Annotated in this window: 13 protein-coding genes and 1 tRNA gene; 13 read left to right on the forward strand and 1 reads right to left on the reverse strand. The window is 74.0% G+C overall.

The window, feature by feature from the left end:
- The first annotated feature begins 125 nt into the window (after window positions 1-125).
- The 5 genes from ACH4ZA_RS19120 (at window position 126) to ACH4ZA_RS19140 (ending at window position 4,898) form a co-directional block, all read left to right on the forward strand.
- A complete protein-coding gene (locus tag ACH4ZA_RS19120) occupies window positions 126-2,714 on the forward strand; it encodes an ATP-binding protein (RefSeq protein ID WP_398430500.1) in 2,589 nt (862 codons plus the stop codon).
- Window positions 2,715-2,809: 95 nt separating this feature from the next.
- Window positions 2,810-3,244 carry a roadblock/LC7 domain-containing protein gene (locus tag ACH4ZA_RS19125; protein ID WP_351680864.1) on the forward strand — a complete coding sequence of 145 codons (435 nt, stop codon included), beginning with the start codon at window positions 2,810-2,812 and terminating at the stop codon, window positions 3,242-3,244.
- Between the two features lie 2 nt (window positions 3,245-3,246).
- On the forward strand, window positions 3,247-3,618 hold the full coding sequence (locus tag ACH4ZA_RS19130) for a DUF742 domain-containing protein (RefSeq protein ID WP_398430821.1): 372 nt from the start codon (window positions 3,247-3,249) through the stop codon (window positions 3,616-3,618).
- Complete coding sequence (locus ACH4ZA_RS19135; RefSeq protein ID WP_398430501.1) at window positions 3,596-4,267, forward strand: GTP-binding protein; 672 nt, start codon at window positions 3,596-3,598, stop codon at window positions 4,265-4,267. Before ACH4ZA_RS19130 ends, ACH4ZA_RS19135 begins: the two co-directional genes overlap by 23 nt.
- Before the next feature lie 61 nt (window positions 4,268-4,328).
- Window positions 4,329-4,898 carry a GAF domain-containing protein gene (locus tag ACH4ZA_RS19140; RefSeq protein ID WP_398430502.1) on the forward strand — a complete coding sequence of 190 codons (570 nt, stop codon included), beginning with the start codon at window positions 4,329-4,331 and terminating at the stop codon, window positions 4,896-4,898.
- A gap of 7 nt (window positions 4,899-4,905) precedes the next feature.
- On the opposite strand, the gene ACH4ZA_RS19145 is transcribed toward ACH4ZA_RS19140, so the two are convergent.
- Entirely contained in the window at window positions 4,906-5,499 is a 594-nt protein-coding gene (locus ACH4ZA_RS19145) for a GPP34 family phosphoprotein (RefSeq protein WP_398430503.1), read from the reverse strand.
- Window positions 5,500-5,808: 309 nt separating this feature from the next.
- On the opposite strand from ACH4ZA_RS19145, the gene tdh reads away from it, so the two are divergent.
- From tdh to ACH4ZA_RS19185, 8 genes are all read left to right on the forward strand, one after another.
- Window positions 5,809-6,837, forward strand: a complete 1,029-nt coding sequence (tdh, locus tag ACH4ZA_RS19150) for an L-threonine 3-dehydrogenase (RefSeq protein WP_398430505.1) — start codon at window positions 5,809-5,811, stop codon at window positions 6,835-6,837.
- 46 nt (window positions 6,838-6,883) lie between these two features.
- Window positions 6,884-8,095, forward strand: coding sequence for a glycine C-acetyltransferase (locus ACH4ZA_RS19155; protein WP_398430506.1), 1,212 nt, complete (start codon window positions 6,884-6,886; stop codon window positions 8,093-8,095).
- A 168-nt stretch (window positions 8,096-8,263) separates the two neighbouring features.
- Window positions 8,264-9,166, forward strand: coding sequence for a LysR family transcriptional regulator (locus ACH4ZA_RS19160; RefSeq protein WP_398430508.1), 903 nt, complete (start codon window positions 8,264-8,266; stop codon window positions 9,164-9,166).
- A gap of 91 nt (window positions 9,167-9,257) precedes the next feature.
- Window positions 9,258-9,869 (forward strand): helix-turn-helix domain-containing protein, encoded by a 612-nt coding sequence (locus tag ACH4ZA_RS19165; protein WP_398430510.1) that lies wholly within the window; start codon window positions 9,258-9,260, stop codon window positions 9,867-9,869.
- The gene (locus ACH4ZA_RS19170) at window positions 9,866-10,387 is read left to right on the forward strand and encodes a GNAT family N-acetyltransferase (protein ID WP_398430512.1); all 522 of its coding nucleotides are present in this window, start codon (window positions 9,866-9,868) and stop codon (window positions 10,385-10,387) included. The genes ACH4ZA_RS19165 and ACH4ZA_RS19170 overlap by 4 nt, the downstream gene beginning before the upstream one ends.
- 30 nt (window positions 10,388-10,417) lie before the next feature.
- Complete coding sequence (locus ACH4ZA_RS19175; protein WP_398430513.1) at window positions 10,418-10,777, forward strand: MmcQ/YjbR family DNA-binding protein; 360 nt, start codon at window positions 10,418-10,420, stop codon at window positions 10,775-10,777.
- 109 nt (window positions 10,778-10,886) lie between these two features.
- Window positions 10,887-10,960: transfer RNA gene (locus tag ACH4ZA_RS19180), tRNA-Pro, on the forward strand.
- A 279-nt stretch (window positions 10,961-11,239) separates the two neighbouring features.
- Window positions 11,240-12,280 (forward strand): hypothetical protein, encoded by a 1,041-nt coding sequence (locus ACH4ZA_RS19185; RefSeq protein WP_398430515.1) that lies wholly within the window; start codon window positions 11,240-11,242, stop codon window positions 12,278-12,280.
- Window positions 12,281-12,362: the final 82 nt, after the last annotated feature.

The raw sequence follows: 12,362 nt of genomic DNA on the forward strand, positions 1-12,362 counted from the left end.
TGTCAACTGCCCACCGCACATGATGGGTTGCCGACTACTGTGAGTGGCCGTCGGGCGACACCGGGCCGTAATTCCGGGCTCTCCCGACCGACGCCCCGGCTCGACGGACCAGTACGAGGACACCGATGTCTCACCTCCGCGCACCCGCCGCACGAGCAGACCGCCGTGAGGGCGGGCGGCACGGGCGGCCCGTCCCCCGCACCGCACCAACGCCGGCCGAGACGCACATACGGCCCCAGTTGGTCCGGCTCGCCGTGTTCCCCCCGACCGCGGTGGCGCTGAGCGCCTGCGCGGTCGTCCTGTTCACGGTGCGCTCCAGCGGCGTGCGCCCCGGCCCGACCCTGTGGGCGGTCCTGGCCGGCGCCGCCGCGGTGGCCGGCGTCGGCATCGTGATCGCGGCGGTGGCCGCCGACCGTGCCGCGCGTTCCGTCAGCGACCGCCTCGCCGCCCTGCGCCGGGGCAGTGCGCGCGGCGAGGCCGAGCTGCGCGGCGTCATCGAGGCGCTGCGCCGCGGGGAGGTCCCCCCGCAGCGCACCTCGCGGGGCGGACCGCCCCCCGGCGCGGACGACTTCGAACTGCTCGCGGCCGACCTGGCACGCGCCCACGACGGGGCCGTCGCCGCCGTCGTGCAGGCCGCCCAGCTGTCGAGCCAGGCCGGCAGCGAACAGAAGCTGGAGGTGTTCGTCAACCTCGCGCGGCGTCTGCAGTCCCTGGTGCACCGCGAGATCTCGATCCTCGACGAGCTGGAGAACGAGATCGAGGACCCCGACCTGCTCAAGGGCCTCTTCCACGTCGACCACCTCGCGACCCGCATCCGCCGGCACGCCGAGAACCTCGCCGTCCTCGGCGGGGCCGTGTCGCGCCGGCAGTGGAGCAACCCGGTCCCCATGACCGAGGTGCTGCGCTCCGCCATCGCCGAGGTCGAGCAGTACGCCCGCGTGAAACTCGTTCCGCCGATCGACGGCGAACTGCGCGGCCACGCCGTCGCCGACGTCATCCACCTGCTCGCCGAACTCGTCGAGAACGCCACGGTGTTCTCCGCGCCGCACACCCAGGTGCTGCTGCGGGCCAACCTCGTCACCTCGGGGCTGGCCGTCGAGGTGGAGGACCGCGGGCTCGGCCTGCCGGTCGAGGAACAGAGCCGGATGAACGCCCTGCTCGCCGACCCCGACCAGGTCAACGTCGGGCGGCTGCTGGCGGACGGGCGCATCGGCCTGTTCGTCGTCTCCCAGCTGGCCCGGCGGCACGGCATCCGGGTCCGGTTGCAGGGCAACATCTACGGCGGCGTCCAAGCCGTCCTCGTCGTGCCGCAGGCCCTGCTCGGCTCAGCGCCGGGCGTCCTCGCGGCGGCGTCGCCGGGCCCGGACACCGACGGCGCGGGACGGCCGCTCGCGCCCGCCACCACCCCGAAGGCGACGCACCGCCCGATGGTCCCGGCCCGGCCGCCCCTGCCCGCCGCCTCGCCGTCCCGGCCGGGCCGCCCCGGTCCGCGGCTCGTCGCCGGCGACGGCGCCGGCGACGGCCGGACCACGGCAGGGAATTCGAAGGGCGCGGGCCGGTCGTTCACCCCCACCCCCACCCCCGCCGCCGCCCCCGCCCCTGGAGTCACTCCCGCCCCCGCCCCTGCGCACGTCACGGCCACGACGCACACACGGCCCGGGCCCTCGGCGGCGCAGGACGCCGCGTCCGTCGGCTCGGCGGCCGGCGGTCTGCCGGGGGAAGCCAGGGTCCCGTCCGGCACCGGGCGGACGCCGGCACCGATCGCGTCGTCGCAGGCCCGGAACACGTCCGCAGCCGGGGCGGTTGCGAGCCTTCCCGCTCCGCAGGGCGCCTCCGCGTCCGGGGGCGCCGAGCGCGCCCCCCAGCCGCCCGGGACCGGCGGGTCGCGGGGCGACGGCGACCGCCCCGCGCCGCTCCCCGTCCGCGGCGCCCGGGCCGAGCGGCCCAACCCGGCCGAGGCCGTGCCCGGCATCCGCAGCGGCGACCGGCCCGTCGTCGAGGAGCACGAGGGCATCGCGCCCACCCCGCGCGTCGGCGCGGTGCGCGGCACCATGGGCAAGCCCCACCTGCCCCGCCGCCGCGCCCAGGAGCACCTCGTCCCCCAACTGCGCGGCGGCCCCGCCCCGCGTCCGGACAGCGAACCGTCCGCCGGTCACGACCCCAATCTGATGGCCGCCTTCCAACGGGGCATCGGTCTCGCCGAGGCCCAGCAGAGCCTGGAGGCGGACGCCGCCGAGCCGTCCGCGTACCCGCTGCCGGAACGCGACTCCTCGGAGCCGCCCGCCCGCCCCGACCCGTACCGACCCGAGCCGACGGCTCGCCCCGAGTCGTACGGGGCGTACGAGGCGGAGCCGGCGGCGCGTCCCGAGCCGTACGGGTCGCAGCAGGCCGTCCGGTCCGAGCCTCAACTCCTGGGACAGCCCTGGGACACGGGTTCGCTCGGCTCGTCGGCCAGGGGCCGCGGCGAGCATCCGGGCGACGCAGGTCACGGCGGTGACACGACGGCCGAAGCCGCGCGGGGCGTCCCGCTCCCGCTTCTGCCGCCCGTGCCCTCGCGCATGGACGCACGGCCGGCGCACCGGCCCGGGATAGCCGAGGCACGCCCCGCGCACGCCGTCGCGCCCCCCGAGGCGCACGGCGCGCGGGACGGGCTGGACCTGCCCGAACCCGACCGATCCACCGCCCGGCACGACGGGAGCGCACCAGCCGGATGAGCCCTGCGAGCACCACGACCCGCATCCCCGTCCCCACCCCCACCCCCACCCCCAGCGCTCCCTCAGACCTTCGTACCCCAAGGAGTCGATCCACCATGGCGAGCGATGCGCCGACCGGCCATGTATCCGACCTCGACTGGCTGATGAGCGGCCTCGTGCAGCGCGTGCCGCACACCATGAGCGCGGTGCTGCTCTCCTGCGACGGACTGGTGAAGTCGGTCCACGGCCTCGATGCCGACAGCGCCGACCACATGGCGGCGCTGGCGTCCGGCCTGTACTCCCTCGGCCGCAGCGCCGGAGTCCGCTTCGCCGACGGCGGCGAGGTCCGGCAGGTCGTCGTCGAACTCGACTCGACGCTGCTCTTCGTCACCACCGCCGGCTCGGGCACGTGCCTCGCGGTGCTCGCCGGACGGGAGGCCGACGCCGCCGTGCTCGGCTACGAGATGGCGATGCTGGTGAAGAGCGTCCGGCCGTATCTGATGACCGCGCCCCGACAGCACGCCGTCGAACCGTCGGTGATGGGACCTTGAGGGTGGCGGCGGCCGGCGACGGGCCCTGGCTCGACGACGCGGCCGGACGGCTGGTGCGCCCTTTCACGGTCAGCGGCGGCCGTACCAGGCCCAGTGTCGCCCTCGACCTCATGTCGCAGGTGATGGCCACCGGGGCGACCCCCCTCGGCTATCTCGGCCCCGAACACGCACAGGCGCTCGACCTGACCCGTGCGCCCGTGTCGGTCGCCGAGATCGCGGCCCATCTGAAGCTGCCGGCGGCGGTCACCAAGGTGCTGCTGTCGGACCTCCTCGACTGCGGGGCGCTGACCACCAAACCCCCCGAGTACCACCACATCCCCACCGACCGGGCCCTTCTGGAGGCAGTGCTCGATGGACTACGACGACAGCTCTGAGCACGACGACGCGTACGAGGCGTACGGTGCGCACCGTCGCCGCGGAGAGCACGGGGCAGGCGGCCCCGACCCCTTCCCGACCGCGCTGAAGATCCTGGTCGCGGGCGGCTTCGGGGTGGGCAAGACGACCTTCGTGGGCGCCGTGAGCGAGATCGCGCCGCTCAGCACGGAGGAGCTGCTCACCACCGTGAGCGCCGCGACCGACAACCTCGACGGCATCGAGAACAAGGTCGAGACGACCGTCGCCATGGACTTCGGCCGGATCAGCCTCGACCCGCAGCACGTGCTGTACCTGTTCGGGACGCCCGGGCAGGAGCGGTTCTGGTTCATGTGGGACGAGTTGTCCGAGGGCGCCCTCGGCGCGGTCATCCTCGCCGACACCCGTCGCCTCGAGGAGTGCTTCGCGGCCGTCGACTTCTTCGAGGAGCGCGGCCTCGCCTTCATCGTCGCCGTCAACGAGTTCGACGGCTCCCACCGCTACGACCCGGAGGAGGTGCGGGCCGCCATCGACCTGGATCCGGAGGTCCCCGTCGTGCGCTGCGACGCGCGGATCTCCGCCTCCGGCGTCCAGACCCTGCTCACCCTCGTCAAACACCTCATCGCCCATGCGCCGGCCGCACCTCAGCCGAGCCGCGGCGCACACATGTGACGCCCGCACACAACGCCCCGGAGCCGTATATGACGTTCGTCCACCGCGACGGAGCCCGGCCATGAGCTACGACCCACCGCGCCCGGTCGGTCGTCTGCTGCTCACACCGGAGGACAGGGAGGCTCCCGCCCGTGCCCGCAGGCTGCGCCGACTCGGTCTCGGCGAACAGCCCGAACCTGCCCTGGACGCCTTCGCGGGCCGTCTCGCCGAGGTGACCGGAGCGCCGTACGCCATGGTCAACTTCCTCGACGGGGAACGGCAGTTCTTCGCCGGGCTGCACACCCCGCAGGGCGGCCGGGCCGCTCGCGGCGGCAAACCCGAGGTGGGCCGCAGGCTGCCCCGCGAGTACGGCTACTGCCCGTACGTCGTCGTCCGGCGCAAGGCGCTGGTCCTGGAGGACGTGGGCGACTACCCGCGTTTCGCGGGCAACCCGGTGGTCGACGAGTACGGCATCCGCTCCTATCTCGGCGCCCCGCTCATCGACACCACCGGGATGGTCCTGGGCACGGTGTGCGTCGCCGCCCTCGCACCCCGGCCGTGGGGCAGGGCCGGACTGGAGACCATCAAGTCCACGGCCGCCGACCTCGTCGGACGCCTGCAGCGGCGGGACGCCGGCGATCCGCCGCCCTGAGCGTCCGTCAGGGGGCCCGCCAGACGTTGTCGAAGGCCGCTTTCTCGATGGACCGGCGCTGCCGGACGGCCTCGAGTTCCGTCACCGCGTCGGCGACGGTGGCCACCACCGTGACGACCGCTTCGCCGAGGGCGTCCGGGAGACCGCCGGCCGGCTCCTCGCGCAGACCGGCGGCGGCCGCCAGCGCGACGAGGACCGGTTCCTGCGACGTCCAGCGTGCGGCGGCGGCGCTGCGGTCCGGCGAATCCACGGGCGTGGTCCGCGCGCCGATCAGACGGCGCGGCCGGCCGAGCACGCCGTCCGCCTCCAGCCGGGCCGTGTAGGCGGCGGCCAGAGCGCGCCCGCGACGCCACAGCCAGTCCTCGACCGACTCGTACGGCGGCTCACGCCGCAGCTCCGAGGCGGCCTCCCGCAAGAGGGCGTCGCGCGGCTCCGACAGCGGGCCGGGCACCAGGACGCCCGCGTCCACGGCGAGCGCTCCGGCCTCGGCCAGATCGAGCGCCTCGGCGCCCGCGAGGGCGAGCGACAGATCGCCCTGCCCGACGGGTCGGGCGGCCGTCATGTCGATCGCGACGATCATCAGGTCCCGTGCTGTGGTCATCGGGGGCTCCACGTCAGTCGGCCGGCCTCGTGCGGGTTGCGGTCCAGGGTGGCACGGCCCACCGTGGAGTGCGGGAAGCCGGACCAGGCGGGCGCGGCCGCGCGGCCGAGCGGGTGAAACGCGGGAACGCGGCGGGCCTGTGGGGCCCGTGGGAACCCGTGTGAAGCAGAGCTGTCGCGGCGCTTAAGAAAAGCTCGATGGACCCGGCCCGGCGCAGTGCGGCAGATTGCTGGGCGAATCCATCCGTCTTCCCGGACGCGGGGCCTGTCGGCCTGTCCGCTCCGGGGCCTCATCACAGGAGCCGTTGCGTTGAAGGCGCTGGTCAAGGAGAAGGCGGAGCCCGGGCTGTGGCTCACTGACGTTCCGGAGCCCGAGGTGGGGCACGGGGATGTGCTGATCAAGGTGCTGCGCACCGGCATCTGCGGCACCGACCTGCACATCAGGTCCTGGGACGGCTGGGCGCGGCAGACGATCAGCACGCCCCTGGTGCTCGGTCACGAGTTCGTCGGCGAGGTCGTCGGGACCGGCCGGGACGTCACGGACATCGCCGTGGGCGACCGGGTCAGCGGCGAGGGACACCTCGTCTGCGGCAGGTGCCGCAACTGCCTCGCCGGACGCCGCCATCTGTGCCGGGCCACCGTCGGCCTCGGCGTCGGGCGGGACGGCGCCTTCGCCGAGTACGTCGCCCTGCCCGCGTCCAACGTGTGGGTGCACCGGGTGCCGGTGGACCTCGACGTGGCGGCGATCTTCGACCCGTTCGGCAACGCGGTCCACACCGCGCTGTCGTTCCCCCTCGTCGGCGAGGACGTCCTGATCACCGGCGCCGGCCCGATCGGGCTGATGGCGGCCGCCGTCGCCCGGCACGCCGGAGCCCGCAACGTCATGGTCACCGACGTCAGCGAGGAGCGGCTGGAGCTGGCCCGGAAGATCGGGGCGAGCCTCGCGCTGAACGTGTCGCAGGCCTCCATCGCCGACGGGCAGCGGGAGCTGGGGCTGCGCGAGGGCTTCGACATCGGCCTGGAGATGTCCGGCCGGCCCGAGGCGATGCGCGACATGATCGCCAACATGACGCACGGCGGCCGGATCGCGATGCTGGGGCTGCCCGCCGAGGAGTTCCCCGTCGACTGGGCCCGGATCGTCACCTCGATGATCACGATCAAGGGCATCTACGGCCGCGAGATGTTCGAGACCTGGTACGCGATGTCGGTGCTGCTGGAGGGCGGTCTGGACCTCGCCCCCGTGATCACCGGCCGGTACGGCTACCGCGACTTCGAGGCGGCGTTCGCCGACGCGGCGAGCGGCCGCGGCGGCAAGGTCATCCTCGACTGGACCGCGTGAGCCGTCCGTTTTCCGACGCTTCCGAGTGTTTCCTAGGAGCTTTGCGATGTTCGACTCCGTGCGCGACGACCTGCGCGCCACCCTCGACGAGATCCGCGCCGCCGGTCTGCACAAGCCCGAGCGGGTGATCGGCAGCCCGCAGTCCGCGACCGTCGCGGTGACCGCGGGCGGCCGGCCGGGCGAGGTCCTCAACTTCTGCGCCAACAACTACCTGGGGCTCGCCGACCACCCCGAGGTGATCGCCGCGGCCCACGAGGCCCTGGACCGGTGGGGCTACGGGATGGCGTCCGTGCGCTTCATCTGCGGAACGCAGGAGGTGCACAAGGAGCTGGAGGAGCGGCTGTCCGCGTTCCTCGGCCAGGAGGACACGATCCTGTACTCCTCGTGCTTCGACGCCAACGGCGGCGTCTTCGAGACGCTCCTCGGCCCCGAGGACGCGGTCATCTCCGACGCCCTCAACCACGCCTCCATCATCGACGGCATCCGGCTGTCCAAGGCACGCCGGTTCCGGTACGCCAACCGTGATCTGGCGGACCTGGAGCGGCAGTTGAAGGACGCGTCGGACGCGCGCCGCCGCCTCGTCGTCACCGACGGCGTCTTCTCGATGGACGGCTATCTGGCGCCCCTCGCCGAGATCTGCGACCTCGCCGACCGCTACGACGCCATGGTCATGGTCGACGACTCGCACGCCGTCGGCTTCGTCGGCCCCGGCGGCCGCGGGACGCCCGAGCTGCACGGAGTCATGGACCGGGTGGACATCCTCACCGGCACCCTGGGCAAGGCGCTGGGCGGGGCGTCCGGCGGCTATGTGGCCGCCCGCGCGGAGATCGTGGCCCTGCTCCGCCAGCGCTCGCGCCCGTACCTGTTCTCCAACACCCTCGCCCCGGTCATCGCCGCGGCCTCCCTGAAGGTCCTCGACCTGCTGGAGTCGGCGGACGACCTGCGGGTGCGGCTCGCCGAGAACACCGCGCTGTTCCGCCGGCGGATGACGGCCGAGGGCTTCGACGTGCTCCCCGGCGAGCACGCCATCGCCCCCGTGATGATCGGTGACGCGGCGAAGGCCGGCCGGATGGCGGAGCTGCTGCTGGAGCGCGGGGTGTACGTGATCGGGTTCTCGTACCCGGTGGTTCCGCAGGGGCAGGCCCGCATCCGCGTCCAGCTGTCCGCCGCGCACTCCACGGCCGACGTCGACCGCGCCGTCGACGCGTTCGTCGCGGCCCGGGCGGAGCTGGAGGAGTCGGCCGCCGGGACGGTCTGAGCCGGGCAAGGGCTCCGCACCTCCCACGGCACCGGGAACCGGCGAGGGGTCGCGTCCCGGCACCCGCGGCGGGTCGGACCGCCGACCGCCCCGGAGCCCGCGGCGGTCGGCGGTCCGTCCGGTCGAGGGTGGTCCACGGGGCCCTGACATATTGCGATAATCGATCCCATGATCGAAGCGCGGCGGCTCCACATCCTCCGTGCGGTGGCCGACCACCGCACCGTGACGGCGGCGGCCGCCGCGCTGTATCTCACCCCGTCCGCCGTCTCCCAGCAGCTGGCGGCCCTGGAACAGGAGACCGGACACCGGCTCGTCGAGCGCGGCGCCAAGGGCGTGCGGCTCACCCCCGCCGGCGAGATCCTGCTCGGCCACACCAACGCCGTCCTCGCCCAGCTGGAGCGGGCCGAGGCGGAGCTGGCCGCCTACAGCTCGGGCGCGGCCGGCACGGTCACCGTCGCGGCCTTCGCCACCGGCATCGCCCTCGTGGTGGCTCCCGCCGTGGCACGGCTGGCCCGCAGCGCCCCGGGGATACGGATCCGCGTGCAGGACGCCGAGGGCGACGCCAGCCTGCCGATGGTGCTCGACCGGCAGGTCGACGTCGCCGTGGCGGTCGAGTATCGGGGGGCCCCGGCCGCCGACGACCCGCGTCTGACGCATCTGCCGCTCTACGCCGAGCCCTTCGACGCGGTGGTGCCCGTCGCCCACCGGCTCGCCGACGCCGCCGAGGTCCCGCTGGCCGAGCTCGCCAAGGACGCCTGGATCGGCCCCTACCCGGGCAACCCCTGCCATGACGTCGTCGTCCTGGCCTGCGAGAACGCCGGCTTCCAGCCCTGCCTGGAGCACTCCTCCGACGACTTCCGCGCCGTCGTCGCGCTGGCCTCGGCGGACGCGGGCGTGGCGCTCGTCCCGCGTTCGGCGCTGCGCGGCATGGACCTCTCGGGAGTGGTCGTCCGGCCGGTCGACGGCGTCGCACCGACGCGGCGGGTCTTCGCGGCCGTCCGCCGGGGCGCCGAGGAGCACCCGCTGATCCGGCCGGTGCTGGAGGCCCTGGGCGAGGCCGCCGCGGTGTGAGGCCCCGCAATGTGGGGCCCCACACGGGGAGGTCCCGCCATGTGAGGTCCGCGTAACCACGTCGTCTCATATCAGGGATAGGTTCCCGGATATGAGACGAGAAGCGGACGTCGAGCGGACACCCGACTCGACCGAGACACGGGAAACCGACCCGGTCGACATGCGGCTCGCCGTCCGGCTGGCCGAGCTGCGGGCCGAACACGGCTGGTCGCTGGGGGAGTTGGCCGAGCGCAGCGGGATCAGCCGATCCACCCTCTCGCGCGCCGAACGGGCGGAGACCAGTCCGACGGCCGCGCAGCTCAACCGCCTCTGCCACGTCTACGGACGGACCATGTCGCGACTGCTCGGCGAGGTCGAGGCGGAGCCCGCCCCCGTGGTCCGCGCCGCAGAGCAGCCCGTCTGGGCGGACCGGGCCTCCGGGTTCGTCCGGCGCTCGGTGTCGCCGCCGCACCCGGCGCTGCGCGGCGAGCTGGTCGAGGGGCGGCTCGCCGTCGGCGCGGACATCGCCTACGACCGGCCGCCCGTGGCAGGGCTGGAGCAGCACGTGTGGCTGCTGGAGGGCGTCCTCGAGGTGACGGCGCAGGACGCGGTGCACCGTCTCGGCGCCGGAGACTGTCTGCGCCTGCGGGTGTGGGGGGCGACCCGCTTCCGGTGCGTCGGAGACGCCGAGGCGCGGTACGTGCTGGCGGTGGTGCTTCCGTGATCCCGACCCGTCTCGACGCCCCGCGACTGCTCGACCGCGCGCAGGGCCTGGCCGACCTGCTGATCGACACGGTGGACGGCGGCGCCTCGGTGGGCTTCCTCGCCCCGCTGGACCGGGCGGAAGCCGTCGCCTGGTGGCGTGAGCGGGCGCAACCGGTCGCCGCAGGGCGGCTCGCGGTCTGGGTTGCCCTGGACGGCGACCGAGTCGTGGGCACCGTGAGCCTGGCCTTCGCCGACAAACCCAACAGCCGTCACCGCGCCGAACTCGTCAAGCTCATGGTGCACCGGGACGCCCGCGGCCGGGGCCTCGCCCGCACCCTGCTCAAGACCGCCGAGAAGGCGGCCGCCGCGGCCGGCGTCACCCTCCTGCACCTGGACACGGAGACCGGCAGCCCCGCCGAACACCTCTACCGCGCCACCGGGTGGACCAGGGCGGGGACGGTCCCCGACTACGCGGCGGACCCTTACGGAGTGCTGCGGCCGACCACCCTGTACTACAGACACGTCGCCGCGGGGTGACTGTCAGCGGCAGCCGATACGGTGCGGAGCATGCCGGACGCCGAAGACGTACGCCGTATCGCCCTGTCCCTGCCGGACACCACGGAGAAGACCGCCTGGAGCATGCCCACCTTCCGGGTCGCGGGGAAGATGTTCGCCACCCTGCCCGAGGAGGAGACCTCGCTCGCCGTGCGCTGCCCCAAGGAGGAGCGCGACGAACTGGTGCTCGCGGAGCCCGGGAAGTTCTGGATCGCCGACCACGAGGCCCAGTTCGCCTGGGTACGGGCCCGGCTGGCCGCCTTCGACGACGAGGAGGAGCTGCGCGACGTCCTCGCCGACTCCTGGCGGCAGGCGGCCCCGCAGCGCCTGCTGGAGACCTACCCGGACCTGGGCGTCGCCCGCGGTGGCTGACGGTGCCCGGACGGCTGCGGACCGGGAAACAGGTGCGCGACCATCGACCCGAGTGCGGTATTGTTTCCATGCGCGTTCGGCCAGGGGAAACCCCAGGTCAGGCGGGCAACGGGACGTGGCGCAGCTTGGTAGCGCACTTGACTGGGGGTCAAGGGGTCGCAGGTTCAAATCCTGTCGTCCCGACTGGAGTTTTCTCACAGTCGTAGATCGAGAGCCCTGTTTCACCTCGGTGAAGCAGGGCTCTCGATCGTTTTCCCGGCCCGCCCCGCCCCGTCCTGTCCCCGTCGCCCGCCATCGTCGTCGGCGGCAGTCGCGTCACTCGCTTTCTCTCCGTACGCGGAACGGGTGAACGGACCGGTGGTTCCGGTCGGGGGCGGTGGTCGAGTCTCTACGGTTTCCGAGTGGATCCGGGGACTGCGGGAGAGGTCCCGCGGACGGGGGACCGGTGGAGAGGCGCACCTGATGTCGGGGTTGGGAAAGTCGCCGGAGGGGCTCGGCCTCCGGGCGGGCCGCTGCCGGCGGAGCGGGGCACGGAGCTGGGCGGCGGCCGGCGTGGTGTGCCTGGTGTGCCTGGTGGGCGCGGTGCTGACGTTCGGCGGGTCCCGGGCGGCCGGCGGCGGGGCGGCGCGGATGATGGCTTTCGGGCCGTCCGCCGGCAACTGGGCGCTGGCGGCCTCCTTGATGCTCCGCGCGAGGGGAGCGAGCGGGCGGGTGCGGACGCGCGTGCTGCTGTTGGCCGGCTCCGCGCTCGCCGGGGGCGTGTACCGGGGCGTCGTCACCGTGCTGTCGGCCGAGCCCGCGACCCCCGGGTGGGACGTGCGCTCGTTGCCGGGTGCGGTGACGGTCACCGCGGTGACGCTGACGGTCGGTCTGGGCATGGCAGGTCTGGTGGTCGCGGCCGACGCCGGAGCCGGTCGGCACGTGATGCTGCGGCGGGTGCTCGACGGGGTCGTCACGGCGGGGGCCGTCTTCATGACCGTGTGGGTGCTGCTGCGGAGCGCCGGTGACGGCACGCGGCTGGGGACGGGGATGGTCGGTGTCCTGTGGGCCGCCGAAATCGTGTTCCTCGGGTTTCTGTTCGCCTTGCGCCGTCTTGTGCGGAGCGACCGGAGAGCCACCCTGTGGGTCGGGATCGCCGGGCTGTGCCTCATGCTGATCGGCGACACCCTACGACTGTGGACGGTGGGCCCGCACGGCCCCGAGGTGATGTCCTGTCAGCTGGTCGACGTCTGCGTCACCGCGGGACTGCTGGTGGTCGCCGTCGGCCCCTGGGTGCCCGGCGGGGCGAGCGCACTGGGCACCGCGCGGCCCGCGCTACGGCGTGGGATGGAGGGTGCGGCGGGGTTCATCCCCCTGACGGTCTGCACGGCCACGGCCCTGGGATTCGCACTGGGTCCCTCCGTGCGGGACCCGGTGCCGCTGCTGGCCGGGGCGACGGCGCTGCTGAGCCTGTGGGCGCGCCAGAGATTCCTGCCGGGCGAGAACACCGGACACGAGGACTGAGCCGGCGGATCGGCGCGGCGTCACCGGGCCCGCGCCGCCGCCCTGACCGCCCGCCCGGCCGACGGCGGCCCGCACGGCGCAG

The organism is Streptomyces sp. NPDC020597, assembly GCF_044335095.1.
In the GTDB taxonomy this organism is placed as follows: Bacteria; Actinomycetota; Actinomycetes; order Streptomycetales; family Streptomycetaceae; genus Streptomyces.

Excerpts from the sequence above, each read along its gene's own strand:
- ACH4ZA_RS19120 (WP_398430500.1), top strand. The coding sequence starts at position 126 with ATGTCTCACCTCCGCGCACCCGCCGCACGAGCAGACCGCCGTGAGGGC.
- ACH4ZA_RS19125 (WP_351680864.1), top strand. The coding sequence starts at position 2,810 with ATGGCGAGCGATGCGCCGACCGGCCATGTATCCGACCTCGACTGGCTG.
- ACH4ZA_RS19135 (WP_398430501.1), top strand. The coding sequence starts at position 3,596 with ATGGACTACGACGACAGCTCTGAGCACGACGACGCGTACGAGGCGTAC.
- ACH4ZA_RS19140 (WP_398430502.1), top strand. The coding sequence starts at position 4,329 with ATGAGCTACGACCCACCGCGCCCGGTCGGTCGTCTGCTGCTCACACCG.
- ACH4ZA_RS19145 (WP_398430503.1), bottom strand. The coding sequence starts at position 5,499 with ATGACCACAGCACGGGACCTGATGATCGTCGCGATCGACATGACGGCC.
- ACH4ZA_RS19155 (WP_398430506.1), top strand. The coding sequence starts at position 6,884 with ATGTTCGACTCCGTGCGCGACGACCTGCGCGCCACCCTCGACGAGATC.
- ACH4ZA_RS19160 (WP_398430508.1), top strand. The coding sequence starts at position 8,264 with ATGATCGAAGCGCGGCGGCTCCACATCCTCCGTGCGGTGGCCGACCAC.
- ACH4ZA_RS19165 (WP_398430510.1), top strand. The coding sequence starts at position 9,258 with ATGAGACGAGAAGCGGACGTCGAGCGGACACCCGACTCGACCGAGACA.
- ACH4ZA_RS19175 (WP_398430513.1), top strand. The coding sequence starts at position 10,418 with ATGCCGGACGCCGAAGACGTACGCCGTATCGCCCTGTCCCTGCCGGAC.
- ACH4ZA_RS19185 (WP_398430515.1), top strand. The coding sequence starts at position 11,240 with ATGTCGGGGTTGGGAAAGTCGCCGGAGGGGCTCGGCCTCCGGGCGGGC.